We start from the raw sequence: 25694 nt of genomic DNA on the forward strand, positions 1-25694 counted from the left end.
CGGCCGCCCCCACTCTCTGATACGCAAAGGACGGATACGTGAGCGAAACAGCCTTGCCTAAAGATGAAACCCAGCCCGCACTCGATGCGCCGGCTGAGTCACCGGTTACCGCGCCGCGCCGTGGCAATGGCCTGGCAATCGTCGCCCTGCTGCTGGGTGCTGCCGGCGTTGCCGCAGGCGGTTGGGGGATCGTACAGGTCCGCGCCTTGCAAGCCAGCAGCCAGCAACAGCTGGGGCAGGTGCAGACCCTCGACGACCAGTCCCAGACCCTCAAGCAAAGCCAGCAGCAGCTGGCGGCGCGCCTGGCCCAGTTGCCAGGTGCCGATGAGCTGGAGGAACGTCGCCGTCTGGTCGCGCAACTGCAGGGTGACCAGCAACGCTTGAGTCAGCGGCTGGAAACCGTGCTGGGCGCCAGCCGCCAGGATTGGCGTTTGGCTGAGGCCGAGCATTTGATTCGCCTGGCGAGCTTGCGCCTGTCGGCCCTGCAAGACATCAACAGTGCCCAGTCGCTGGTGCAGGGCGCCGACGAGATCCTTCGCGAGCAAAGCGATCCGGGCTCGTATGCCGCTCGCGAGCAATTGGCCAAGAGCCTGGCCGCGCTGCGCAGCACTGAGCAGCCGGACCGCACCGGGCTGTACCTGCAATTGGCGGCCTTGCGTGACCAGGTCGTGCAACTGGCGGCCATCGCCCCTGAATATCAACTGACCGATCCCGCTTCCCAAGGGCGCCCGACCACCGATACCGAGAGTCGTTGGAGCCAGTGGTGGGAGCAGATTTCGCGGTACTTCCGCATCGACTTCAACCCTGACGACAACATCCGTCCGTTGCTGGCCGGCCAAGGCCTGAATCAGGTACGCCTGGCCCTGAGCCTGGCCCTGGAGCAAGCACAGTGGGCCGCGCTCAATGGCGAGTCGGCGGTCTACAGCCGCTCGCTGGGCGAGGCGCGCAGCGTGCTGCAGGACAACTTCAACCAGGACAACCCGCAAAGCAAGGCGATGCTGGCACGTATCGCCGAGCTTGAGCCCAAGGCCGTCTCGGTGGTGACCCCGGACCTGGCCGCGAGCCTGGCCGCCGTGCAGGCGTACCTTGACCGTCGTCATCTGTCTGCCGACGAAGCCAAGGCGGCCGCGGGCACGCCGGCAACCCAGGAGTAGAGCCGATGAAGCGTTTCTATGTGATCCTGGTGCTGGCGATTGCGATCGCCCTGGCACTGGCCGTGGGCATTTCCAAGCACACCGGCTACGTGCTGATTACCTACCCGCATGTGCTGCATTACGAGTCGAGCCTGTGGGCCACCTTGGTGGCCGTATTTGCCATCGGCCTGGCGATCTACCTGATCCGCGTGTTGTTGAGCCTGGTGACCACCTCCGGTGGTGTGGTCAACCCGTGGTCGCGGCGTAACCGCAGCCGCCGCGTGCAGATTGCCATCGAGCAAGGCCAGATGGACCTCGCCGAGGGCCGCTGGGCCAGCGCCGAGCGCCATTTGCACCGTGCCGCCGAAGCCGAGCGCCAGCCATTGCTGTATTACCTCGGCGCCGCTCGTGCCGCCAATGAGCAAGGCCGCTACGAAGAGGCTGACGGCTTGCTGGAACGTGCCCTGGAGCGTCAGCCCCAGGCCGAGCTGGCGGTTGCCTTGAGCCACGCGCAGCTGCAGCTGGACCGAGGCGATACGGAGGGCGCGTTGACCACCTTGCAGGCGATGCACGAACGTCACCCGCACAACGCGCAGGTGTTGCGTCAATTGCAGCGCCTGCATCAGCAGCGGGGCGACTGGTCATCAGTGATCCGCCTGCTGCCGGAACTGCGCAAGGACAAGGTGCTGCCTGCCAGCGAGTTGGCCGAACTCGAGCGCCGCGCCTGGGGTGAAAACCTGGGCCTGGCTGCACAGCGCGAAGACCAGGGTGAAGCGGGCTTGCAGTCACTTGAGCGGGCCTGGCAACAACTCACCTCTGCGCAGCGGCAGGAGCCGCAATTGGTCCTGGCCTATGCCGAGCAGTTGCGTCAGTTGGGTGCCGACGCGAAGGCCGAAGAAGCGCTGCGTGGCGCAATCAAGCGCGGCTACGACAGCCACCTGATCCGCCTCTACGGCCTGTTGCGTGGCAGTGATCCCGCCCGCCAGTTGAAGTTTGCCGAAGGTTGGCTCAAGGACCATCCCGGCGATGCCAGCCTGCTGTTGACACTGGGCCGCTTGTGCCTGCAAAACAGCCTGTGGGGCAAGGCGCGTGACTACCTGGAGAGCAGCCTGCAGGTACAGCGCAATCCGGAAGCCTGTGCCGAACTGGCGCGGCTGCTGGCCCAACTGGGCGACACCGAGCGCAGCAACCAGCTGTTCCAGGAGGGGCTGGGCCTGCTGGATAGCCGCTTGCTGGCGTCACCGCTGCCGGTACCTGCGCGAGTTTGAAGTAGGATGTTATCCAAGGGTTGGCTCAGACAAATCTGATAGCCAACCCTTCAATGTCTCGCAAACGCGTTGGCTAGAGCCTTTATAGGCATGCTCCTACGTTCAATAGTTTGAAGTCTTCCATCCTCTGACGGGTTGTCCTTATCCTCTTGCGGAATCGTCTGCTCTAGCATGTATTGAAAGGGGTCGGGCCTTTCCTCTACCGTATTGACCTATATTTCGCGGTGCGGATAAAGCATGTCTTTGGCCCCTTCACGTTCCTTGTTTTTCCTTGCATTCCTGGCAGGTGGGCTGACGTTGGGTGCGTCCTTCTACCTGGAATTTGGCGCGTCGTTGCGGCCTTGTTTCCTGTGCCAGTTGCAAAGGGTCTTCCTGGCGGCCTTCACGCTGATCAACCTGGCCGCCGCGCTCTACAGCCCCAAGCGTTCTGCCATCTACCTGTACGGTTTGGCGAGCATGGGCTGCGCATTACTCGGCGCCATCACTGCCGTGCGCCAGGTACTGTTGCAAAATGCCGCACCCGACCAGGCTGGCGACTGCTGGCCGAGCCTGCAATACATGATCGAAAACCTGTCGCTGTGGCAGGCATTGCAATCGGCCGTCAAAGGCACGGTTGATTGCGTTGATATCAACTGGACGTTGTTCGACCTGAGCCTCCCCGAGTGGAGCCTGCTGTTCTTCCTGGGCATGCTGATCCTGGGCGCTACGCAGTTTTCGCGGCTGATTTCGAGCCAGCGTTTGCGTCCTGCTCGGCACTGAAAGGCCGTCACACTTTGCAGAAGGGGATTAAACACTTGTATGAACTTTCTCTCCTGCGTACCTTGAAGCCACAGTCATGCGGGCATAATCTGGCCCGCACGCGTTAATGAAACCGTTTGTCAGATGTGGCCTTGTCCGGCTGCCGCTTTAATCCTTGAAGTGTTGCGCGGGCACCAGGCAGCAGCGCCCCTATAGGGAAGAGAGATCATCATGCTGGAAAGTTGTCAGAATGCTCAGGAACGCTGGGGTGGGGTGCACAAGCTGATCGACAGCTGGTTGAAGGCACGTCACGAACTGGTTCGGGCCTTTGATGCTCTCGGCGCCAAGCCCGAGGCACTGGCTGAGAACCGCGAACCGTTGCAGGATTTCTGCGCTGTGTTGGTGGACTACGTGTCGGCTGGACATTTCGGTGTCTACGAGCAACTGACCAAAGAAGCGGAAGCTTTTGATGATCAGCGTGGTCTGGAATTAGCCGAGACCCTTTACCCACGTATCGATGTGATCACCGAAAAATTGCTCGCGTTCACCGACCTGTGTGATGCCGGTAATTGTGTCGCCGAAAAATTCAAGGAGCTGGGTGGCCTCCTCCATGAGCGTTTCGAATTGGAAGATTGCCTGATCGAAGTGCTGCACAACGCCCACAAGGAAGAGGCGGCCACCCAGGCCTGACCTTTGCTGGCGGGATAAAAAAACGGTGCGCATTGCGCACCGTTTTTTATTGGGTCAGTGACGAGTACCGAGCAATTCGATCTCGAACACCAGCGGCGTATACGGCGGGATCAACTCGCCGGCGCCGTCGGCGCCATAAGCCTGGGCTGACGGAATCACCAGGCGCCATTTCGCGCCCACTGGCATCTGTTGCAGCGCGCTGCTCCAGCCGCTGATCACGCTGTCGAGGCGAAACCATTGGGGCTGCGTGCTCTGATCGAACACAGTGCCGTCGGGAAGGCGTCCCACGTATTTCACTTGCACCTGATCACTGGCCAATGGCTTGTTGCCCGTGCCGGCAGTGAGCTCGGTGAGCAGGATGCCATCCGCCAGTTCGCGCACACCTTTTGCGGATTTTTCCTTGGCTAGAAATTGCTGTTCGGCGGCCAGTGCTTTTTCACTCTGGGGTGCCTGCGCGTCCGCTTCGGTTTGCGCTTCGTGCTGGGCCAGAAGCTGCTCGATACGCGCGTTATCCAGCGCCAGCGGTTTGCCTTGATAGGCCTGCTTGAGGCCGTCGATCAAGGCCTGGATCTGCAAGTCCGGAACCTCCTGGCGCAGGCGTTCGCCGAGGCTGGCACCCAGGCTGTAGGCGAGGTCGTGTTGATCCTGCGCGGTGGTTTTCGCCGGTGATTGCTCGCCCGCATTGGCCATCGAGATTGCCAGGCCAAGCACAAGAAAAAGGTAACGCGACATGAGCATTTCTCCCGCCGAAAGTGCGACGGATTATGCCAGTGTGGGAGCGTAAAAAGTGCCGCGCATTTTCGTTATATCGATAAGAATTTTCGTACGTTGCAACGCAAGGCAAACGATACTGTCAACATGCCCTAGCGGCGGTAAGAGCAGAGGGCTAGTATGAGCCGCACCCACGTCAGCCAGGAGGTAAACCATGTCGGCCAAACAGAAGCCTGTTAATACCCCGTTGCATTTACTCCAACAACTTTCGGGCAGCTTGCTCGAACACCTGGAAAGCGCCTGTTCCCAAGCGTTGGCCGATGCAGAAAAGCTGCTCGCCAAGCTGGAAAAACAACGCGGTAAAGCGCAAGAAAAGCTGCACAAATCCCGCACCAAACTGCAAGACGCCGCGACTGCCGGCAAGGCCAAGGCACAAGCCAAGGCCAAAGACGCTGTCAAAGAACTTGAGGACTTGCTGGACGCCCTCAAGGATCGCCAAGCTGAAACCCGCACTTACATTTCCCAACTCAAAAAAGATGCTCAGGAAAGCCTGAAACTGGCCCAGGGCGTTGGTCGTGTGAAGGAAGCCGTGGCTAAAGTGCTGGGCGCTCGTACCCCTGCAAAAGCCGTTGCCGCCAGCTCGGCGAAAAAGCCGGCAAGCAAGGCCGTTGCTGCGAAACCAGCCGCCAAGCCAGCTGCTAAAACCGCTGCTGCAAAATCAGCCGCCAAGCCAGCTGCCAAAACTGCTGCTGCAAAACCAGCCGCCAAACCCGCTGCTAAAACTGCTGCTGCAAAACCAGCCGCCAAGCCAGCTGTTAAAACCGCTGCTGCAAAACCAGCCGCCAAGCCAGCTGCTAAAACTGCTGCTGCGAAACCAGCCGCCAAGCCAGCTGCTAAAACCGCTGCTGCAAAACCAGCCGCCAAGCCAGCTGCTAAAACCGCTGCTGCAAAACCAGCCGTCAAGCCAGTTGCCAAAACTGCTGCTGCAAAACCAGCCGCCAAACCAGCTGCTAAAACTGCTGCTGCAAAACCAGCCGCCAAGCCAGCTGCCAAACCTGCTGCTGCAAAACCAGCGGCCAAGCCAGCCGCTAAACCTGCTGCTGCAAAACCAGCCGCCAAGCCAGCTGCTAAAACCGCTGCTGCAAAACCAGCCGCCAAGCCAGCTGCCAAACCTGCTGTTGCAAAACCGGCCGCCAAGCCAGCTGCTAAACCTGCTGCTGCAAAACCAGCCGCCAAGCCAGCCGCTAAACCTGCTGCTGCAAAGCCAGCCACTAAGCCAGCTGCGAAACCCGCTGCAGCCAAGCCAGCTCCGGCAAAGCCAGCGACCCCGGCAGCACCTGCGACTACCGCAGCGTCCAGCGCTCCAACCGCACCGACCAGCAGCACTCCTGCACCGGTAGCGCCAAGCACCACCCCAACCAGCGCTTCCTAAGCGCCGGTGGCCGCGACGCGCAGCTGCTGCAGCGCGTTGTGGTCAAGGTTGGCGGCATCCTCAGCCGCCAGTCCTTCAAGCCATCGCGGTTGCCCCGCCACGTCATCCCCCGGCCATGCTTGCGCCAGCGCTTCCAGGCGCTTGAGCAGCGTGCGTTCGGCATCCAGTTCCAGGGCCTTGACCCGTTCGCGTAACGCCGCCACTGCCTCATCCTGCTGCGCCATGGCCCGCCATTGTGTGCGCACGTGCCGTAACGGTCCGACCACCTGTGCCTGCCAGGGCCCGGCAATCTGTTTCAGCGCCTGGATACGTTCGGGTGTCGGCGCTACAGCGCGCCGTTCCAGCCACGCGCCGCAGAGCAACAGGCACACATCTGCACCTTGCGCCTGCATGCGCAGGCAAGCGGCTTCGCACCCTGGGCGGGCGTAAGTCGAGAGGGCAAAGCTCCACAGGTCAGCGCACATATTCACACCCAAGCCAGCGGCCAACGAAGCTGGTAGACTCCGCCGCCATTATGATCCGACTTCAAAGCCTAACATTACAGCGTGGCCCGCAACGTCTTCTTGAAGACGCCGAGCTGACCCTGCACGCCGGTCACAAAGCCGGCCTGATCGGTGCCAACGGCGCCGGCAAATCCACGTTGTTCGCCTTGTTGCTGGGTGAGCTGACCCCGGATTCCGGGGACTGCCTGCTGCCGGCTGACTGGCGCATCGCCCACATGCGCCAGGAGATCGACACCCTGGACCGCATCGCGATCGACTACGTGCTCGATGGCGACCTGCGCCTGCGCCAGGTGCAACATGACCTGGCCGAAGCCGAGAAAGCCCAGGACGGCGCGGCCCAGGCCCGCCTGCACTCGGAACTCGACAGCGCCGACGGCTACACGGCCGACGCCCGCGCCCGCAAGATGCTCGCCGGGCTGGGTTTCACCAACGAACAGATGGACCGCCCGGTCGCCGACTTCTCCGGCGGCTGGCGCATGCGCCTGAACCTGGCCCAGGCGCTGATGTGCCCCTCGGACCTGTTGCTGCTCGATGAACCGACCAACCACTTGGACCTCGATGCGATCCTATGGCTGGAAGATTTCCTCAAGAGCTACCCAGGCACCTTGCTGCTGATTTCCCACGACCGGGATTTCCTCGATGCCGTGGTCGACAATATCGCCCACGTCGAACAGAAGAAAATCACTCTCTACCGGGGCGGCTACACTGCGTTTGAACGCGCGCGCGCCGAGCGCCTGGCCCAGCAGCAACAGGCCTACGAGAAGCAACAGGCGCAACGTGCGCACATGGAAAGCTACATCGCCCGGTTCAAGGCCCAGGCCACCAAGGCCCGCCAGGCCCAGAGCCGGATCAAGGCCCTGGAGCGCATGGAAGAGCTGTCGGCGGCCCACGTCGATTCGCCGTTCGATTTCGTGTTCCGTGAGTCGGTGAAAATCTCCAACCCGCTGCTCGATCTTTCGGATGCACGCCTGGGTTATGGCGACAAAACCATCCTGGAGAAGGTCAAGCTGCAGCTCACGCCGGGTGCACGCATCGGTTTGCTCGGGCCTAACGGTGCGGGCAAGTCGACGCTGATCAAGAACCTGTCCGGCGAGTTGCAGCCCCTGGCCGGCCGCCTGACCCGTGGCGAGAACCTGGTAGTGGGCTATTTCGCCCAGCATCAGTTGGACTCCCTCGACTCCAAGGCCAGCCCGTTGCTGCACCTGCAGCGCCTGGCGCCGACCGAGCGCGAGCAGACCCTGCGCGACTTCCTCGGCGGTTTCGACTTCCGTGGCGCGCGCATCGATGAGCCGGTGCTGAATTTCTCCGGCGGCGAAAAAGCCCGCCTGGCCCTGGCCTTGATCGCCTGGGATCGCCCGAACCTGCTGCTGCTCGACGAACCGACCAACCACCTGGACCTGGAAATGCGCCTGGCGCTGACCATGGCCTTGCAGGAGTTCAGCGGTGCGGTATTGGTGGTGTCTCACGATCGCCACTTGCTCAAGAGCACCACCGACAACTTCCTGCTGGTGGCGGATGGCAAAGTCGAAGAGTTCGACGGCGACCTGGACGACTACGCGCGCTGGCTGACGGATTACCGCCTGCGCAACGCGCCGGTCAGCAACACCCCGGTCAACCCGGACAAGACCGACAAGAAAGCCCAACGCCAGGCCGCTGCTGCGTTGCGCCAACAGTTGGCGCCGCACAAGCGTGAAGCCGACAAGCTGGAAGCCGAGTTGGGCAAGGTGCACGAGCGCCTGGCCAAGATCGAGACCAGCCTGGGCGACAGCGCCGTGTATGAGGCTGCGCGCAAGGATGAGCTGCGCGACCTGCTTGCCGAACAGGCCAAGCTCAAGGTGCGTGAAGGGCAACTGGAGGAAACCTGGATGGAAGCCCTCGAGTTGCTGGAAACCCTGCAGGCGGAGCTGGAGGCGCTGTCCTGATGGAAGCGTTGCAGCTGCCGATACCGACGCAATGGGTCGAGCCCGTGTGGATCGGTGTGCAAATCCTGTTGATCCTGCTGGCCGGCTACCTCGCCCAGCGCTTTGTCGCCAAGGGGCTGACGCGCCTGGGCGAACGCTACCCGCTGCCGCCGCAATTGCTGATGCCGCTGCGCGGCGGCTTGCGCTGGCTGATCATGGGCAGTGCGCTGATCTTCGTGCTGGGCCGCCTGGGAGTGTCGGCCACGGTGTTGTGGACCGCGCTGTCGGGGTTCGTGGCAGTGGCGGCGGTGGCGTTCTTCGCCATGTGGTCGGTGCTCTCCAACCTGCTGTGCGCGATTCTGATCTTCACCGTCGGGCCGTTTCGCCTCGGTGATATCGTCGAGCTGGTGGATACCGTCGACAAACCCGGCGTGAAGGGCCGGGTGGTGGCGATCAACCTGCTCTACACCACGCTGGTCGAAGTGGCAGAAGCCGGCACCGACAGCGCGATGGTGCAGGTCCCCAACAGCCTGTTCTTCCAGCGCTCGGTGCGGCGTTGGCCAGGGACTCACGTGTTCCCCGGCGATCGCTAGTATTCACATCTTGTAAAAATCTATAGCCAGCCTTTGGTCGGCGGAGTTAGCTTTAGGCACAACCGCTAACTCTTCCCTGAGGTGTGTAATGGCACTCGACACATGGCTGGCCTTTTTCGTGGCCAGTTGGATCATCTCCCTTTCCCCCGGCGCCGGCGCCATCGCGTCGATGTCCAGCGGCCTGCAATACGGTTTCCTGCGCGGCTATTGGAACGCCATCGGCCTGCAACTGGGCCTGGCGATGCAGATTGCCGTGGTAGCGGGTGGCCTGGGAGCGATTCTGGCGGCATCGTCTACCGCGTTTTATGCGATCAAATGGTTCGGCGTGGCCTACCTGGTGTACCTGGCCATCAAGCAATGGCGTGCCTTGCCCATGGACATGAGCGAGGACGCGGCGATACGCCCGATCGGCAAGCCGATGGCGATGATGTTCCGTGGTTTCCTGGTCAACGCCAGCAACCCCAAGGCCTTGGTGTTCATGCTGGCGGTACTGCCGCAGTTCGTGAACCCGCAGGCGCCGCTGCTGATCCAGTACCTGATCCTCGGCGCGACCATGATCAGCGTCGACATGATCGTGATGGCGGGCTACACCGGGTTGGCCTCGAAAGTGTTGCGCCTGTTGCGCACACCGAAGCAGCAGAAACGCATGAACCGCACGTTTGCCGGGTTGTTCGTGGGAGCGGCGGGTTTCCTCGCCAGCTTGCATCGCGCAACGGCGTAACTGACGAAACCGAATCAAAAATGTGGGAGCGGGCTTGCTCGCGAATGCGCAGTGTCAGTCACCAGATGTATTGACTGATCCACCGCATTCGCGAGCAAGCCCGCTCCCACATTGGTTTATGTCGGTAGCAGGATTTTCATTCAGCGCAGGATCTTCGGCGCTTCATCCCGTGGCAGGTTATTGCGCAATGCCGGCTGCCCAGGTTGTTCCTGATAACCACCACCCAGTTGTTCGGCCAGCTGCCGCGCAACATCCTCACCCAAGGCTTTCGACACCTCTTTAACCACGCGTGGTCGGTTCAGGCTGACGCGTACGTCACGGTTGTTGACCAGCTTGGTGTCCTGGCCTTCGCCCATGGCGGTGAACGCCGAGGTGATCTCGTAGGTGCGCGTGTTGATCAGGCTGAAATCCGCCACCAGCGTCAGGCCCAGCACCGCCGAGTAACTGTTGGTGTGGTCCAGGGCATTGATGTCCTGGGTAAAGTCGATGTCCGACAGGGTGCCGAACAGCACATAGTCCGCGCCCTTGAAGTGACCAGCCTTGATGCGCTTGATCACGTCGTAGACGTCACCCTTGGCGTCGGCAGTGTAGGGCGTGCCCTGCACCAACTGGAACTGCCGGGACTTGAGGATCTCGCCCTTGATATCACCGCTGAACTTGCGCAGCTCGGTCTGCTCGATGTAGCTGGTACGGCTTTCGTACTCGCTGTAGTTCGAGGACCCGCTGGCGTGGTAAGCGCTGGCCTGGAAGTTGTTATTGGCCGACACCTGGTGAATGTATTCCTCGACCCGCGCCTCATAGGCCAGGTCGGTCACCGCGATCTTCGGGGCGGCCGAGGCGCCAAAGGCGCACAGCAGGCCGATCATGCCGATCCATGCACGCATTGCTTAGCGCTCCGTAGTCTTGCGGATTTCTTTTTCGTCCATCCATTCGGCCAGGCCGCTCTCGACGTCAATCAGCTGCAGGCTGAACTTGTAGAACACGTCCTTGTAGTCCGAGCTGCGCTTGACGATGGAGCTGATCGAGCCTTCCAGGCGGTACTTGGCGGCGACCATGTTGCCGGTCTTGCTCACGGTGGATTTCTTGTACAGGCCGCTCTGGTTCTGCAACTTGAGCTGGTCGACCTGGCTTTGCATGTCGGTGTTGTCGCTGGCGAAGCGCGCGGTGCCGGTTTTCATCAGCTGGGTCTTGATCGACGTGGTGATCTCGCGGGTGTCGATGTATTCGCTGGTCTTGTTCTTCACGTCATACACCTGCACCACCGGGCGGCCCTGCAGGATGCCGGACTGGGCCAGGGAGCGAGTCATGCTTTCGGCGATCATCTGCAGGTCGGTGGAGCCGAACTCGTTGGTCACCAGTTCCACGGCCTTGGTGTCGCCGTAGCTGATGTTCTTGCCGCCCAGTACCGGCGAGGTGTTGGCGCAACCGCTGGCCAGGACGGCCACCACGGCGAGGATCGAGAAGCGTGCAAACATGGGGAAATCTCTCAAAAAGGGTGGACGGCTCAAGGGGTTTTGACTTCGAGACGGAAGTCAGCGGCCTGGGGCAAATTGGCGATGGCCGGCAGGAAGGTTGCCTGGTTGGCGTACAGGTTCAGCACTTTCCAGGTTTCTTCGTCGCCCACCGGGAAGCCATCGGCGCCCAGCCAGGCGAAGCGGTAATACATCATCTGGTTGCTGCTGGTGATGTTGCTCAACTGCACCTTGGCGGTGAGGAAGCCATTCTCGCGCGCGACGCGAATGGCGCCGACGGCGATGCCCTTGAACTTGCCCATCACCACGATTTTGCTCGCGGCGCTGCCAGGCTCCGGCGGCGGCGGGGTGGCGCAGCCGGCGAGCAGGACCAGCGCCAGGGCGCCGAGGATGAAATGACGCATAGCGTGCTCCTTAAGGTTGTTTGAGGGTGGCAATGGCCTGGGGCGGCGTGCTCGGCACCACATGGGCCGCAAGCCCGCCGGCGAACACCTGGTTGCCGACCACGCGCAGTGTGATCACCTGGTAACGCTGGTCGGCCTTGACCGTCACCAGCGTGCCGCCCAGGGCGTTGGGCAGGCTGACCTGGTGTTCGCCATGCTTGAGGCGCAGGCGAGTGACTTGGGTCATGTCCGGCAGGGTGCGCCAGGTGCGGGTATCGGCGCCTTCGGTCACGGCCGAGGCGATACCCAGCACCAGGCCCGCCATCGGGTTGGTCTTGTTCAGGTTGTTTTGCGCCACGCCACGGGTGACTGCCCGCACGGTGGTGCGCAGGATAATGCCGGGCATGTCATCGCGCAGCGCACGGCGGGACATGGCCGTGGTGCTGTTGAGCGCGGTGAGGTTCTGCTGCTGGCCGTCGATGCCGATCTGGGCGAAGGTTGCCGTGGAGGTGTCGGCCTTGATCACCGGGAACGACAGCGGGGTGATCACCAGGTTGCCATTGATCGGGATCGGCAGCGGCAGGCGAATCGAGTCGCGCGCGGGGGCCAGGCCGCTCTGGACCACGATCAGCACGTCGGTTTCGTCGGCGCCGACCTTGGATTTGTCCAGGTCCAGCAGGGCTTGTTCCAGCAGCTTGGTGTTGGGGCGCAGCTCGGCGGCCTTGCGATAGCCGGGCGCGGCCAGGTCTTTTTCACCCAGGGCTTCGTAGACGAAACCGGCCAGGTAATGGCTGAACGCACTTTGGTAGCTGTTTTTCAGGCCGACCACTTCCGGCGCGTCGAGGGACTCCACCGGGTAGCCGCGCAGGTCTTTCATCTGGGTGGTCACGCCTTCGCGCTGGGCTTCGTCCTCACGCTTGAGGTATTCCTTGTCGCGCAGGTCGGCGATCACGGCTTCGCGCTCGTGGGTCTTCTTGATTTCGGTGCGTGCGCCGTCGAAGTCGTTCAGGGCCAGCAGGTTCAGAGCCATCTGCGTGGTCAGCATGACCTTTTCGTAGTCATAGCCTTCGTAGCGACGCACCTTGTCGTTGACCAGGAAGCTGCCGAACTGGGAGAGGTACTTTTCGCTGTCGAACTTGACCGACTCTTCCCACTTGTAGACTTGCAGGTCGGCGCTGCGCCAGGCGGTCTGGCTGCCGGTGATGTCGCCCTTGGCCCGCAGCAACTCGCCTTTCTCGAAGAAATACAGCAGGTCCTTGTCGTCGCCGCTGTTGTTTTTTTCCAGCAGCGTCAGGGCGCCGTCGACGTTGCCAGTGGCCAATTGCTGGTTGGTGGCTTGCAGCTCGGTGTCGTAGCTGCGGAACATCGAACAACCGGACAGCAAGGTCACCGCCACGAGCGCGAGCGGAGGTAAGGCGCGAAATGCCATGCAACTTCTTCCCTGAAAGTCTTCAGCTAATGTGATGATTCCTCATAAAAACGAGGAACGAAATTCCCTTTCGCACTAACAGGGCGCGGCATTATAAGCGCCATTACTGGCAAAACAATGGCTTTTTGCTTTGAATGAGTCGACGTGGATGCCACTACTGCGCCGCTGAAATTTTCCGCCCTCGCAGACGACAAATCACTAACGCCTTGAGTCAAACCCTTTAAGGCTTAACAATGTGTTACTTCGTATTTCCCTTTGAGATTCATTCATGACTGCCCCCTTCCGTTTTCTCGCCTGGCTGCTGTTGCCGGCGCTGATGTCGTGCAGCTTCAACCTGTTGGCCGCGACTGCCGAGGGCGCCCCCCAGGCCCTGCATTTGCTGGACTACATTGGCGCCGACTACCCACCGACGGTGGAGGCGGGCAAGGTCATCGATGAGTCCGAATACAGTGAGCAGCTGGAATTTCTCGGCGTGTTGCAGGGCCTGGTCGCAGAGTTGCCGCAGCGTCCGGAACGCGCGGCGCTGGTAAAGGGTGTCGATGAACTCCTGGCCGCGGTAACCGCCCGCCAGGATGGCGGCGCAGTTGCACGCCAGGCGCGCCAGCTCGGTGCCCAGTTGGCGGTGGCGTATGAAGTCAGCCAGGCGCCGGCGATCACGCCCGACCCCACGCGCGGCGCACCGCTGTACGCGCAGCATTGCTCTGTGTGCCATGGCACGGCCGGCGCCGGTGATGGCCCGGCCAGCGTGGGCATGACGCCACCGCCGGCCAACCTGCGCGATGCCGCGCGCCTGGATCGCCTGAGCCTCTACGCGATCTACAACACCCTCGGCCTGGGCGTCGAAGGCACGGATATGCCGTCTTTCGCCGACCAATTGGATGATCGCCAGCGCTGGGACCTGGCCACCTACATCGCCGGCTTCACTGCCGACCCGGCTGCGGCGAAAACCGAGCAACCGTTCAACCTCGCCGACCTGGCCCGCCAGACCCCGAATGAAGTGCTGGCCGCCAACGGCCCAGCCGCTGCCGCGACCTTTCGCGCCCAGCGTGCACAGCCGCCGCAGGTCAAGCGGGGCCCGGCGCAGTTGCTCGACTACACCGCCGCGACCCTGGACAAGAGCCTCGCTGCCTTCCGCAACGGCGACCACGACCAGGCCTACGACCTGTCGGTAGCCGCGTACCTGGAAGGCTTCGAGCTGGTGGAGAGTTCGCTGGATAACGTCGACGCCAACGTGCGCAAGGACACCGAGAAGGCCCTGATGGCCTATCGGCAGTCGCTGCAGGACGGTTTGCCGATCGAGCAAGTGCAACAGCGCCTGGACGTGGCCAAGGGCAAGCTCACGGAGTCTGCCGGTCTGCTCGGCAGCGATGGCCTGAGTTGGTCGTTGAGCTACATCTCCGGTTTGCTGATCCTGCTGCGTGAAGGGCTGGAAGCGATTCTGGTGCTGGCCGCGATCCTCGCGTTCCTGCGTAACACCGGCCAGCAATCAGCGGTGCGCAGCGTCAACGTCGGTTGGGGCCTGGCGCTGTTGGCTGGCTTGGCCACCTGGGCGCTGGCCGCGTATGTGATTGATGTGAGCGGCGCCCAGCGTGAATTGCTTGAAGGCTGCACGGCGCTGTTTGCCAGCGTGATGGTGCTGTGGCTCGGCGTGTGGATGCACGACCGGCGCCACGCAGCGGCCTGGCAGGACTACATCAAGAGCAGCCTGGTCGGCGGTGGCGGGCGTTTCGGCTTCGCGATGCTGGCGTTCTTCTCGGTGTACCGCGAGCTGTTCGAAGTGATCCTGTTCTACGAAACCCTGTGGCTGCAGGCCGGCCCGGCTGGGCACAACGCCGTGCTGGCCGGTGGCGCCACGGCGCTGGTGCTGTTGGTGGGCCTGGCCTGGGTGATCCTGCGCGGCTCGGCCAAGTTGCCGCTGGCGCTGTTCTTCGGTATCAACGCGGCGCTGCTGTGCGCGCTGTCGGTGGTGTTTGCCGGGCACGGCGTGAAGGCGTTGCAGGAAGCGGGCATCTTCGGCACGCGGCCGGTGGCGTTCTTTGACTTTGACTGGCTGGGCATCCACGCCGATGCGTACTCGCTGGGTGCGCAGGCCGTGGCAATCCTGGCGATTGCGGTGCTGTACGGCCGCAGCCGCCTGGCCGAAAAGCGCCGAGTGGTGGCATAGGCATGCGCGTCTGGATCGATGCAGATGCCTGCCCGCGGGCGGCCAAGGACCAGGTGGTGAAGTTCGCTTTAAAGCGTCAGTTCGAGGTGGTGCTGGTGGCCGGGCAGAGCCAGATCAAGCCGAGCTTTGCTTGCGTGAAATTGATCGTGGTGCCGAGCGGCCCGGACGCGGCCGACGACTACCTGGTGGAGCACGCGGTGCCCGGTGAACTGGTGATCTGCAGCGATGTGCCCCTGGCCGACCGGTTGGTGAAAAAGGGCGTCACGGCTCTGGACCCGCGCGGCAAGGAGTTCAGCCCGGCGAACATGAGTGAACGCTTGGCGGTGCGGAACCTGTTCACTGATCTGCGTGAGCAAGGCCAGATGGGCGGCGGTCCACCGCCCCACGGGGAAAAGGACAAACAGGCGTTTGCGAATGCGCTGGATCGCCTCCTGACGCGGCTGATGCGCCAGGCCTGACGCCCCTTGTGGCAAACGGGCTTGTTTTCTGTGGCGAGCGGGCTTGCCCCGCGTTGGGTGGCGAAGCCGCCCTGAAACCAGTCACCCCGTTGTGTCTGAATGACCGCGGTGCCGTACTGGGGCGGCTGCGCACCCCAACGTAGGGCAAGCCCACTCGTCACAATTAACGGGTCAGTCGTTCTCGTGCGTCAGCTCCAGCACGCGATCCACCAGTTTGTTGATGCCTGACGCCACCTCGCTGATGTTCTTGCCCAGCATGTACGCCGGTGTGCTCACCAGCTTGCGCGCCTTGTCCTCGACGATGTCTTCCACCGTGCATTCGTGATGGGTGGCGCCCATCTTGTCGAGGGCGGCGGCGGTGTCGGCATCGTTGCCGATGGTGCAGGTCACGCCAGGGCCGTAGATCTTCGCGGCCAGGGCAGGGGAGATGCAGATCAGCCCCACCGGCTTGCCCGCTTCGGCAAAGGCTTCGGCCAGCTCCAGCACCTGTGGGTTGACGCTGCAACCGGCGCCTTCGACGGCAAAGTTCGACAGGTTTTTCGCCGCGCCAAATCCGCCGGGCACGATCAACGCGTCGAACTCGTCGGCGTTGGCGTCGCGAATGTCCTTCACCTCGCCCCGGGCTATTCGGGCAGATTCCACCAGTACATTGCGTGATTCGGGCATCTCTTCACCGGTGAGGTGGTTGATCACATGCAGTTGCGCAATATCCGGGGCAAAACATTGGACCTGAGCGCCGCGCTGGTCCAGGCGCAGCAGGGTGATCACGCTTTCGTGGATCTCTGCGCCGTCATACACGCCGCAGCCGGAAAGGATCACTGCAATCTTTTTGCTCATGGGCATTTCTCCTGGGGTCTTGGCGTTAAATGTCTACTAATTTGTCATCTGTTGCCAATGGGATCTCGCGCCGCTGCACCTAATCTTGATGTAACAAAAATAGACCGGACCAGACCATGGACTTCGTGCCTTACGCGGTACCGTTTTTCATTGCCTTGATCGTGGTGGAGCTGCTCGCCGACCGTTGGCGCGGGCAGCGCAACTACCGTGTGGCAGATGCCATCAACAGCCTCAGCACCGGCGTGCTGTCCACCACCACGGGCCTGCTCACCAAGGGCGTAGGGCTGTTGACCTACGCGTTTGCACTCAAGCACCTGGCCGTGATCGAACTGTCGGCCCACAGCGTCTGGACCTGGGTATTCGCCTTCGTCTTCTACGACTTCTGCTACTACTGGCTGCACCGCTGCGGCCATGAGCGCAACATCCTCTGGGCCGCGCATTCGGTGCATCACCAGAGCGAGGACTACAACCTCACCACGGCCTTGCGCCAGACCAGCACCGGCTTTCTGCTGAGCTGGATCTTCTATCTCCCCCTGGCCGTGCTCGGCGTGCCGCTGGTGGTGTTCATCAGCGTGGCGTCGCTCAACCTGCTGTACCAATTCTGGGTGCACACCCGCCATGTGCCCAAGCTTGGCTGGTTCGAATGGTTCTTCGTCACGCCGTCCAATCATCGGGCCCACCATGCACAGAACGCTCTCTACATGGATCGCAACTACGGCGGGGTGTTCATTATTTGGGACCGGCTGTTCGGCAGCTTTCAGGAAGAGGACGACAACGAGCCGGTGATCTTTGGCGTCACCACACCCCTGGCCAGCTGGAATCCGCTGTGGGCCAACCTGCAGTTTTATGCACAGTTGTGGAGTGATGCGCGGCGCACCGAGAGCGTGTGGGACAAGCTGCGTATCTGGTTCATGCGCACCGGCTGGCGGCCGGCGGATGTGAAAGCGAAGTATCCGTTGGCCAAGCCGGACCTCGCCCAGTTCCGCAAATTCGAGGTACCGCTGGACGCGCGCCAGCAGGTGTACGTCGCCCTGCAGTTTGCGGCGTATGTGGGCTTTGGCAGCTATCTGATGAATTTCGGCGAAGGGCTGCCCACGCAGGCGTTGGTGCTGGGCTGGGGCGCGATGGCGTTGGGACTGTTTACCCTGGGCGTCGCCCTGGAGAATCGCCCGTGGGCGCTGAAGGCTGAACTGGTGCGCCTGGCGCTGAATGTGCCACTGGTGTGGCTGGCGCCACTGGTCGGGCTATGGCCGGCCAGCAGCTTGGGCTGGCTGGGGCTGGCGAGTTACAGCCTGCTCAGCGTGATCGGCCTCTACTGCTGCAGAGGCCGGCTTACTCGACTGGTGTCTTAGGCGTCTCGACGGGGACCGGCTCGGCGGCGAGCCGGGCCTTGGCATCCTCACACGCTTGGCGCGCAATCCGTGCGTTCTTGAAGCGGCGGCGTAGCCACAGGCCGAAGCCCAGCAGCAGCAAGGCGCCCAGCACCCATAGCTCGTACTTCTTGACGCTGCCGAGCATGCCTTCCAGCACTGCGCCGAAGTGGTAGGCCGCAGCCCCCAGGGCGGCAGCCCAGATCGCGGCGCCGATGCCGTTGAGGATCAAGTAGCGCGCCGGCGGATAGCCCGAAAGACCGATCGCCACCGGCATCACCGTGCGCAACCCGTAGACAAAACGGAAGCTCAGCACCCAGATATCCGGATGCTTGCGGATATGCTCCAGGGCCTTGTCGCCCATCAATTGCCAGCGCGGCTTGCGCGCCAACAGTTTGCGGCCGTGCTTGCGCCCAAGGAAATACCACAACTGGTCGCCGGCGTAGCTGCCGCAGAAGGCAACCACGACCACCAGGTTGATATCCATGTATCCACGGAACGCCAGGAAGCCTGCGAGAACCAGGATGGTCTCGCCTTCGAAGAACGTGCCTAGGAAGAGGGCAAAGTAGCCGAAGTCATGCAGAAATTGTTGAAGCATGGTCTGGGTGCTGGCGAAATGAACGCGCAGCCTACGCCTTCGCGAACATTCATGAAAGTATCGAGATGTGTCACGAAGTGAACAATTCCTACATAAACGACGAATGCGACTACAGGTCGCATCGATAAGCACAACTGTCATTCCTTCGTCATAATGGCCGCTTATAACTGCAACGCTCGCCCGTAAACACGGGCTCAGGAGTCTGTCGTGAGCTTTACCCCTGCCAATCGCCTGTTCCCTGCCACCCGCCTGCGCCGCAATCGCCGTGATGATTTTTCTCGTCGTCTGGTTCGTGAAAACGTACTGACCACGAACGATCTGATCCTGCCGGTGTTTGTGCTGGACGGTGACAATCGTCGGGAAGCGGTGGCGTCGATGCCGGGTGTAGAGCGCTTGACCATTGATCAGTTGCTGATCGAGGCGGCGAACTGGGTTGAGCTGGGGATTCCGGCGCTGGCGCTGTTTCCGGTCACGCCGCCTGGGCTCAAGTCGCTGGATGCTGCCGAAGCCTGGAACCCGCAAGGCATCGCCCAGCGCGCCACCCGCGCCCTGCGCGAGCGTTTCCCGGAGTTGGGGGTGATCACCGACGTGGCGTTGGACCCGTTCACCACCCACGGCCAGGATGGCATTCTCGACGAAGACGGCTATGTTCAAAACGACATTACCGTCGACGCGCTGGTCAAGCAGGCCTTGTCCCACGCCGCAGCGGGCGCCCAGGTGGTGGCGCCGTCAGACATGATGGACGGCCGCATCCAGGCGATTCGCGAAGCCCTGGAACTGGCGGGCCACGTCAATGTGCGGATCATGGCCTACTCGGCCAAGTATGCCAGTGCCTATTACGGCCCGTTCCGCGATGCGGTGGGCTCGGCGCTTAACCTGGGCAAGGCCGACAAGGCCTCGTACCAGATGGACCCGGCCAACAGCCACGAAGCCCTGCACGAGGTGGCCGCTGACCTGGCCGAAGGTGCCGACATGGTGATGGTCAAGCCCGGGATGCCTTACCTGGACATCCTTTACCGGGTCAAAGAGGAATTCAAAGTGCCGACCTTTGTCTATCAGGTCAGCGGTGAATACGCCATGCACATGGCCGCGATCCAGAATGGCTGGTTGAGTGAAGGGGTGATCCTTGAATCCCTGACTGCCTTTAAACGTGCTGGCGCCGATGGCATCCTGACCTACTTCGCCGCCCGCGCTGCCCAATTGCTTAGAGAGCAACAATAGCCCTCACAGGAACACTCGATGAATACCGAAGGACTCTCCGAAGTTGCCGTAAAAGACGCTCACCCGGTGGTGGAACAAGTCACCGAGACCCCGCCGGAGCTGGAGCCGGCCGCGCCTGCCGTGGTGGCCGAGCCGCCTGTGCCGGCGCCGGTGGTCGCGGTGACCAACCTGGATGACAGCAGCCTGTACATCCACCGCGAGCTGTCACAACTGCAATTCAATATCCGCGTGCTGGAGCAGGCGCTGGATGAGTCCTACCCGTTGCTGGAACGGCTGAAATTCCTGCTGATCTTCTCCAGCAACCTGGACGAGTTCTTCGAAATTCGCGTCGCCGGCCTCAAGAAGCAGATCACCTTCGCCCGTGAACAAGCCGGCGCCGACGGCCTGCAGCCGCACCAGGCGCTGGCGCGCATCAGCGAGCTGGTGCACGGCCATGTGGACCGCCAGTACGCGATCCTCAACGACATCCTGCTGCCGGAACTGGAAAAACATCAGGTCCGCTTCATTCGTCGTCGTCACTGGACCACCAAGATCAAGACCTGGGTGCGCCGTTACTTCCGCGACGAAATCGCGCCGATCATCACCCCGATCGGCCTCGACCCGACGCACCCGTTCCCGTTGCTGGTGAACAAGAGCCTGAACTTCATCGTCGAGCTCGAAGGTATCGACGCCTTCGGTCGCGATTCGGGCCTGGCGATTATCCCGGCGCCGCGCTTGCTGCCACGGATCATCAAGGTACCGGAAGAGGTGGGTGGGCCTGGCGATAACTATGTATTCCTTTCGTCGATGATCCACGCTCACGCCGATGACCTGTTCCAGGGCATGAAGGTCAAGGGCTGCTACCAGTTCCGCCTGACCCGTAACGCCGACCTGGCGCTGGACTCCGAAGACGTCGAAGACTTGGCGCGTGCCCTGCGTGGCGAGCTGTTCTCGCGGCGCTACGGCGACGCGGTGCGCCTTGAAGTGGCCGATACCTGCCCCAAGCACCTGTCGGACTACCTGCTCAAGCAGTTCAACCTGGGCGAGACCGAGCTGTATCAGGTCAATGGTCCGGTAAACCTGACGCGCCTGTTCAGCATCACCGGCCTGGACAGCCATCCGGAGCTGCAATACACGCCGTTCACCCCGCAGATCCCGAAACTGCTGCAAAACAGCGAAAACATTTTCAGCGTGATCAGCAAGCAGGACATCCTGCTGCTGCACCCGTTCGAGTCCTTCACCCCGGTGGTCGACCTGCTGCGCCAGGCCGCCAAGGACCCGCATGTCTTGGCCGTACGCCAGACCCTGTACCGCTCCGGCGCCAACTCGGAGATTGTCGATGCGTTGGTCGACGCGGCGCGTAACGGCAAGGAAGTCACTGCGGTGATCGAGCTGCGTGCGCGGTTCGACGAAGAATCCAACCTGCAACTGGCCAGCCGCCTGCAGGCCGCCGGCGCGGTGGTGATCTACGGCGTGGTGGGCTTCAAGACCCACGCCAAGATGATGCTGATCCTGCGCCGTGAAGCCGGTGAGATCGTGCGCTATGCCCACTTGGGTACCGGCAACTATCACGCCGGCAACGCCAAGCTCTACACCGACTACAGCCTGCTGACCTCCGACGACGCCTTGTGCGAAGACGTCGGCAAGTTGTTCAGCCAGTTGATCGGCATGGGCAAGACGTTGCGCATGAAGAAGCTGCTGCACGCGCCGTTCACTCTCAAGAAGGGCATGCTCGACATGATTGCCCGCGAGACCCAGTTCGCCCTCGACGGCAAGCCGGCGCACATCATTGCCAAGTTCAACTCGCTGACCGATCCGAAGATCATCCGCGCGCTGTACAAGGCCAGCCAGTCCGGTGTGCGCATCGACCTGGTGGTGCGTGGCATGTGCTGCCTGCGCCCGGGCATCGCCGGCGTCTCGCACAACATCCATGTGCGCTCGATCATCGGCCGCTTCCTGGAGCACACCCGGGTGTTCTACTTCCTCAACGGCGGCGAGGAGCAGATGTTCCTCTCCAGCGCCGACTGGATGGAGCGCAACCTCGACAAGCGTGTGGAGACGTGTTTCCCGGTAGAAGGCAAGAAGCTGATCATGCGGGTCAAGAAGGAGCTGGAAAGCTACCTCACCGACAACACCCACAGCTGGAGCCTGCAATCGGATGGCCGCTACGTGCGCAACACGCCAACCGGCAACCAGAACCCGCGCAGCGCGCAGGCGACGTTGCTGGAGAAGTTGGGCAGCCCGATCCTCTCGGTGAATTGAGGCTTTACCTGGCAGCATGAAAAACGGCCCTTTAAGGGCCGTTTTTTTGTGCTGGGTGTAGCCCAATTATTGTGGCGAGCGGGCTTTTTTGTGGTGACCAGGCCTTTTGTGGGGAGTGGGCTGTTTGTGGTGAGCGGGCTTGCCCCGCGTTGGGTGGCGCAGCCGCCCCAAAACCTGCAAAGGCGCTCCGACTGACGCTCCTCGGTGGCTTGATGGGTCGGGGCCGCTTCGCGCCCCAACGCGGGGCAAGCCCGCTCGCCACAAGAAGTACGCTTGCCACCCACATAAGGCCTACTTGCCAAGACAACACGCCTGCCTACTCCAACAAGGCCCGCTTGGCACAGACAACAAGCCCTCATGCCACGCTTGCTGCCTGCTTCGAGGTCAGCGCAGGTTCAGGCTGAACCCAACCCGCGTCAGCCACTCCGCTTCCTGGGCGAAGTCCGCCTGGGTCAGTTGGTTCTCGTCCAGCCAGCCTTTCGGGAACACCACGTCGAGGCTTTCGCCGTTGGCGCGCAGGGTCACCTGGGGCATTTCCTGGGTGCCGCGGATGTGGTGGAACAGGATCGCAAAGCGCAGCAGCACGCACAGGCGGATCAGCTTGATGCCTTCGTCGCCGAATTCGGCGAACTTGTCCTTGGGGATGTTGCGGCGATGGCCGCGCACCAGCAGCGCGAGCATTTGCTGGTCCTCGCGGGAGAATCCGGCGAGGTCCGAGTGCTCGATGAGGTAGGCGCCGTGCTTATGGTAATGGTAGTGGGCGATATCCAGGCCCACTTCATGCACCTTGGCCGCCCAACCCAGCAGCTCACGCCATACGCCCTCTTCGAGGTCCCAGTCTTCGGCCACCTGGTCGAATGCGTGCAAGGCTTTGCGCTCGACACGGGCGGCCTGCTCCAGGTCGACGTGATAACGCTCCATCAGCGAGCTGAGGGTACGCTCACGCACGTCCTCATGGTGGTGACGGCCCAGCAGGTCGTAGAGCACGCCTTCGCGCAAGGCGCCGTCGCAGTGGTCCATGCGTTGCAGCTCGAGGGCGTCGAAGATCGCTTCGAGGATCGCCAGGCCGGCCGGGAAAATGGCGCGACGGTCGGGCTTGATGCCGTCGAAGTCGATTTTCTCGGCATCGCCCAGTTTGAACAGCTTGCGCTTGAGCCACGCCAGGCCTTCGGCGTTGACTTCGCCAGTGCCATGGCCGCCGGCTTTCAAGGCCAGGCCGATGGCACGGATGGTGCCGGACGAACCGATGGCTTCATCCCAGGTCAGGCGATGCAGGGCGTGTTCGATGCTCATGATCTCCAGGCGCGCCGCCGTGTAGGCCTGGGCGTAGCGTGCCGGGGTGATCTTGCCGTCCTTGAAATAGCGTTGGGTAAAGCTGACGCAGCCCATCTGCAGGCTTTCGCGCAGCAGTGGTTCGAAGCGTTGGCCGATGATGAACTCGGTACTGCCGCCGCCGATGTCCGCGACCAGGCGCTTGCCCGGTGTGTCGGCCAGCGTGTGCGAGACACCCAGGTAGATCAGGCGCGCCTCTTCACGGCCGGAGATGACCTCCACCGGATGCCCGAGGATTTCCTCGGCGCGGCGGATGAATTCGCCGCGGTTGCGTGCTTCGCGCAGGGCGTTGGTGCCGACGATTCGTACGGCGCCCAGGGGCATGCCGTTGATCAGTTGGGCAAAACGCTTGAGGCAATCGAGCCCGCGCTGCATGGATTCTTCATTGAGCTGGCGCTCGTCGTCGATCCCGGCGGCCAGTTGCACTTTCTCGCCGAGCCGCTCAAGGATGCGGATTTCGCCGTTCTGGGCCTTGGCCACGACCATGTGAAAGCTGTTGGAGCCCAGGTCGATGGCGGCGATCAGGGACAGATTCTTGGCTTGGGATTGCGGCATGGTTTGGGGGTCTCGGTCGATAACCTTGCCATCGTGCCACGATCGACCGCCAACGCCAACGCGTAGTGCTGCGGGAATTTCTCTCAGGTCGTCTGTAGGCGATTACTGTAGGAAATGTAGTCAAACTTTCCGCACCACTGTTAGCACAGTCGTTGGAAGCTGTAGGAATATATAACTTCGTGCTTCTGGACGGCTGATCATGATTTCGCCTACAAATTAAACGTCAGGGTTCTATTCGTTAAGTGGTTCGGGACTACTGTTGCGGCGCGCTCAGACGACAGTTTGTTTATATCACTCCCACAGTAATCACGGTGTCGTCTTATTCTTTGTTCGGGCATCAAAGCGACAGACTGTCACTCGGCAATCTTGCCGTGGTGTTATTTATTTATGGCTTGTTTATTCAAGCGCAAATAAAGGCGCCTCCTAACTTTAGATGACAGGTCGATTATGAAAAAAATTGTTGGATTGACTCTTGGTATCGCGTGCCTGGCTGGCGCCCTCAATGTTCATGCGTCCACCAGTGCCGAGCTGATTGTCAGGGGCACTATCAAGCCCACCGCCTGCAACCTCAGCATGACCGGTGGCGGGATTATCAACTACGGCGATATTCCCTCGGGCACGTTGCAGCAGACCGCCTTCAACCCCCTGGCCGAACGAACCACGCCCCTGAGCGTCAGTTGCGGCAGCACACCCATGACGTTCGGACTCAGATTTGTCGACCTGCAGTCCGCCAGCAAGGTCTCGGGGATCCTCAATGCATTGGGTTCGGGTTATACCGAAACGCATAACTATGGCTTGGGCATGGTGTCTGGTCGGCGCACCGGCGGCTTTGCGGTCACCCTCAGGGACCTGAGGACAAGCACTGCGACGCTGTTTCCGATCATGCGTGTCGGTTCCGGTGGCTGGCAGAGCAGCGACGGTAAGGTCGCCCAATCGCCCTCTCAATACTCGTGGCGCAGCGGCACTGCGATTTCCCCGGCCTCGATTCCTCAGCTGACCGGGACCATTGCGGTGCGCGCAGTGATCAACAGGGCGCAAGACCTGGACCTGAGTCGTGACATTACCCTTGATGGGCGCGCAACACTTGAGTTGAGTTACATCTAAGCGACTGAATGATAGCCGATCAGAAATGTGTGTATTTCTTGTCGGCTGTTTTATCCGGGCCTGATTATCAATCGCCAACTTATGTCGTGGGGAATACTGGGTGCTTAGTCTTTCAGTCATAAATAATGCGCGGTTGTTTTGTGCAGGTTTGTTGTTGTGTTTTAACAGTGTTGCCCTCGCGGATGGCATGTTGCCGGAAACCACCGTCGTTGTGCTTTATGAAGCACAGGGCGAAGCGACGATAAATATCAAGAATACCGACCCTGGACCGGCGCTACTTCACTCGGTCGTGGAAAATGTGCCCGAAGACGTCGAGCCTCTGTTGATCGTGACGCCGCCCATCACACGCGTGGAGGCGGGTGAAACCCAGTTGGTACGTTTTATCGCCACATTGAAGGAACCCCTGAAGACCCAGCGATTGAAGCGGGTGTCTTTCGAGGGCATCCCCCAGGCACGCGGCCCAGGCGGTGCGACGATTGGTATCACCTTGCGGCAGAATTTACCGCTGATCCTGCACCCAAAGGATCTGCCTGTGCACGACACGCCCTGGGAACTGCTGAAGTGGAAACGTGCGGGCAAAAGTCTCACGGTCCACAACGACAGCGCCTACGTGGTACGCCTGGAGCCACAGGTGCAGTTGCTGCCCCAAGGGGGGCTCGCCACCTTGCCGCGCACCTATGTGTTGCCGGGGGAAGCGCTTGCGGTGCAGGTCGACGGCGCGCTGGAGGGCATGACGGGCGTCGAGATCAGGCCGGCCACGCTCTACGGGTTTTCGGCGGATAGCTATCGGGCCCTGATCAATGCCGACGAGGGTTGATCGACCGATGAACAACCAGTCGA

24 protein-coding genes are annotated in these 25694 nt (G+C 61.7%); 15 read left to right on the top strand and 9 right to left on the bottom strand.

Annotated elements, in window-relative coordinates; translation table 11 throughout:
- Nucleotides 1-38 precede the first annotated feature (38 nt).
- From AC07SI_RS11935 to AC07SI_RS11950, 4 genes are all read left to right on the top strand, one after another.
- Entirely contained in the window at nucleotides 39-1154 is a 1116-nt protein-coding gene (locus AC07SI_RS11935; protein ID WP_065902417.1) for a uroporphyrinogen-III C-methyltransferase, read from the top strand.
- 5 nt (nucleotides 1155-1159) lie between these two features.
- Entirely contained in the window at nucleotides 1160-2401 is a 1242-nt protein-coding gene (locus AC07SI_RS11940) for a heme biosynthesis protein HemY (protein WP_495005781.1), read from the top strand.
- Nucleotides 2402-2638: 237 nt separating this feature from the next.
- Complete coding sequence (locus tag AC07SI_RS11945; protein ID WP_065902411.1) at nucleotides 2639-3160, top strand: disulfide bond formation protein B; 522 nt, start codon at nucleotides 2639-2641, stop codon at nucleotides 3158-3160.
- Nucleotides 3161-3370: 210 nt separating this feature from the next.
- Nucleotides 3371-3829: an Rsd/AlgQ family anti-sigma factor gene (locus AC07SI_RS11950; protein WP_065902409.1), complete on the top strand. Its 459-nt coding sequence runs from the start codon at nucleotides 3371-3373 to the stop codon at nucleotides 3827-3829.
- A gap of 54 nt (nucleotides 3830-3883) precedes the next feature.
- On the opposite strand, the gene AC07SI_RS11955 is transcribed toward AC07SI_RS11950, so the two are convergent.
- The gene (locus AC07SI_RS11955) at nucleotides 3884-4561 is read right to left on the bottom strand and encodes an FKBP-type peptidyl-prolyl cis-trans isomerase (protein ID WP_065902408.1); all 678 of its coding nucleotides are present in this window, start codon (nucleotides 4559-4561) and stop codon (nucleotides 3884-3886) included.
- Nucleotides 4562-4754: 193 nt separating this feature from the next.
- Between AC07SI_RS11955 and AC07SI_RS11960 the strand changes: the two genes are divergently transcribed.
- Entirely contained in the window at nucleotides 4755-5972 is a 1218-nt protein-coding gene (locus tag AC07SI_RS11960; RefSeq protein WP_495005782.1) for an AlgP family protein, read from the top strand.
- On the opposite strand, the gene AC07SI_RS11965 is transcribed toward AC07SI_RS11960, so the two are convergent.
- Complete coding sequence (locus AC07SI_RS11965) at nucleotides 5969-6436, bottom strand: TIGR02444 family protein (protein ID WP_065902404.1); 468 nt, start codon at nucleotides 6434-6436, stop codon at nucleotides 5969-5971. The genes AC07SI_RS11960 and AC07SI_RS11965 overlap by 4 nt on opposite strands.
- A gap of 50 nt (nucleotides 6437-6486) precedes the next feature.
- Between AC07SI_RS11965 and AC07SI_RS11970 the strand changes: the two genes are divergently transcribed.
- From AC07SI_RS11970 to AC07SI_RS11980, 3 genes are all read left to right on the top strand, one after another.
- Nucleotides 6487-8397 carry an ATP-binding cassette domain-containing protein gene (locus AC07SI_RS11970; RefSeq protein WP_495005783.1) on the top strand — a complete coding sequence of 637 codons (1911 nt, stop codon included), beginning with the start codon at nucleotides 6487-6489 and terminating at the stop codon, nucleotides 8395-8397.
- Nucleotides 8397-8969 (top strand): mechanosensitive ion channel family protein, encoded by a 573-nt coding sequence (locus AC07SI_RS11975; RefSeq protein WP_065902400.1) that lies wholly within the window; start codon nucleotides 8397-8399, stop codon nucleotides 8967-8969. The genes AC07SI_RS11970 and AC07SI_RS11975 overlap by 1 nt, the downstream gene beginning before the upstream one ends.
- An 88-nt stretch (nucleotides 8970-9057) precedes the next feature.
- Nucleotides 9058-9690 (top strand): LysE family transporter, encoded by a 633-nt coding sequence (locus AC07SI_RS11980; protein ID WP_315420477.1) that lies wholly within the window; start codon nucleotides 9058-9060, stop codon nucleotides 9688-9690.
- Between the two features lie 140 nt (nucleotides 9691-9830).
- Here AC07SI_RS11980 and AC07SI_RS11985 read toward each other — a convergent pair whose 3' ends face one another.
- Genes AC07SI_RS11985 through AC07SI_RS12000 form a run of 4 tightly spaced genes read right to left on the bottom strand, consistent with a single transcriptional unit; the run spans nucleotide 9831 to nucleotide 12974 of the window.
- The gene (locus AC07SI_RS11985) at nucleotides 9831-10574 is read right to left on the bottom strand and encodes a penicillin-binding protein activator LpoB (protein ID WP_065902396.1); all 744 of its coding nucleotides are present in this window, start codon (nucleotides 10572-10574) and stop codon (nucleotides 9831-9833) included.
- Between the two features lie 3 nt (nucleotides 10575-10577).
- A complete protein-coding gene (gene lpoB / locus AC07SI_RS11990; RefSeq protein WP_015886479.1) occupies nucleotides 10578-11165 on the bottom strand; it encodes a penicillin-binding protein activator LpoB in 588 nt (195 codons plus the stop codon).
- A 29-nt stretch (nucleotides 11166-11194) separates the two neighbouring features.
- On the bottom strand, nucleotides 11195-11566 hold the full coding sequence (locus AC07SI_RS11995) for a YcfL family putative periplasmic lipoprotein (RefSeq protein ID WP_008439304.1): 372 nt from the start codon (nucleotides 11564-11566) through the stop codon (nucleotides 11195-11197).
- Between the two features lie 10 nt (nucleotides 11567-11576).
- A complete protein-coding gene (locus AC07SI_RS12000) occupies nucleotides 11577-12974 on the bottom strand; it encodes a COG3014 family protein (RefSeq protein WP_065902394.1) in 1398 nt (465 codons plus the stop codon).
- A gap of 268 nt (nucleotides 12975-13242) precedes the next feature.
- Here AC07SI_RS12000 and AC07SI_RS12005 point away from each other — a divergent pair, with 268 nt between their 5' ends.
- Nucleotides 13243-15138 (top strand): FTR1 family protein, encoded by a 1896-nt coding sequence (locus AC07SI_RS12005; protein ID WP_106802321.1) that lies wholly within the window; start codon nucleotides 13243-13245, stop codon nucleotides 15136-15138.
- Nucleotides 15139-15140: 2 nt separating this feature from the next.
- Nucleotides 15141-15596, top strand: a complete 456-nt coding sequence (locus tag AC07SI_RS12010; protein WP_065902390.1) for a YaiI/YqxD family protein — start codon at nucleotides 15141-15143, stop codon at nucleotides 15594-15596.
- A gap of 171 nt (nucleotides 15597-15767) precedes the next feature.
- Here AC07SI_RS12010 and elbB read toward each other — a convergent pair whose 3' ends face one another.
- Nucleotides 15768-16433, bottom strand: a complete 666-nt coding sequence (gene elbB / locus AC07SI_RS12015; protein ID WP_106802322.1) for an isoprenoid biosynthesis glyoxalase ElbB — start codon at nucleotides 16431-16433, stop codon at nucleotides 15768-15770.
- 116 nt (nucleotides 16434-16549) lie between these two features.
- Here elbB and AC07SI_RS12020 point away from each other — a divergent pair, with 116 nt between their 5' ends.
- Nucleotides 16550-17785, top strand: coding sequence for a sterol desaturase family protein (locus tag AC07SI_RS12020; RefSeq protein ID WP_495005784.1), 1236 nt, complete (start codon nucleotides 16550-16552; stop codon nucleotides 17783-17785).
- Here the strand turns inward: AC07SI_RS12020 and AC07SI_RS12025 are convergent.
- Nucleotides 17766-18401 carry a DedA family protein gene (locus AC07SI_RS12025; RefSeq protein WP_282397306.1) on the bottom strand — a complete coding sequence of 212 codons (636 nt, stop codon included), beginning with the start codon at nucleotides 18399-18401 and terminating at the stop codon, nucleotides 17766-17768. The two genes, AC07SI_RS12020 and AC07SI_RS12025, sit on opposite strands and share 20 nt — an antisense overlap.
- Before the next feature lie 207 nt (nucleotides 18402-18608).
- On the opposite strand from AC07SI_RS12025, the gene hemB reads away from it, so the two are divergent.
- Together hemB and ppk1 are read left to right on the top strand one after the other, a co-directional pair.
- The gene (gene hemB / locus AC07SI_RS12030; RefSeq protein ID WP_120450458.1) at nucleotides 18609-19622 is read left to right on the top strand and encodes a porphobilinogen synthase; all 1014 of its coding nucleotides are present in this window, start codon (nucleotides 18609-18611) and stop codon (nucleotides 19620-19622) included.
- A gap of 18 nt (nucleotides 19623-19640) precedes the next feature.
- Entirely contained in the window at nucleotides 19641-21863 is a 2223-nt protein-coding gene (gene ppk1, locus AC07SI_RS12035) for a polyphosphate kinase 1 (RefSeq protein WP_065902381.1), read from the top strand.
- Between the two features lie 384 nt (nucleotides 21864-22247).
- Here the strand turns inward: ppk1 and ppx are convergent, their stop codons facing one another.
- Nucleotides 22248-23750, bottom strand: coding sequence for an exopolyphosphatase (gene ppx, locus AC07SI_RS12040; RefSeq protein ID WP_213551290.1), 1503 nt, complete (start codon nucleotides 23748-23750; stop codon nucleotides 22248-22250).
- A 447-nt stretch (nucleotides 23751-24197) separates the two neighbouring features.
- On the opposite strand from ppx, the gene AC07SI_RS12045 reads away from it, so the two are divergent.
- Entirely contained in the window at nucleotides 24198-24854 is a 657-nt protein-coding gene (locus AC07SI_RS12045; RefSeq protein ID WP_065902377.1) for a DUF1120 domain-containing protein, read from the top strand.
- 100 nt (nucleotides 24855-24954) lie between these two features.
- Nucleotides 24955-25671 carry a fimbria/pilus chaperone family protein gene (locus AC07SI_RS12050; protein ID WP_106802328.1) on the top strand — a complete coding sequence of 239 codons (717 nt, stop codon included), beginning with the start codon at nucleotides 24955-24957 and terminating at the stop codon, nucleotides 25669-25671.
- The last annotated feature ends 23 nt before the right edge of the window (nucleotides 25672-25694 follow it).

This window comes from Pseudomonas sp. GW821-FHT05D12 (genome assembly GCF_059419825.1).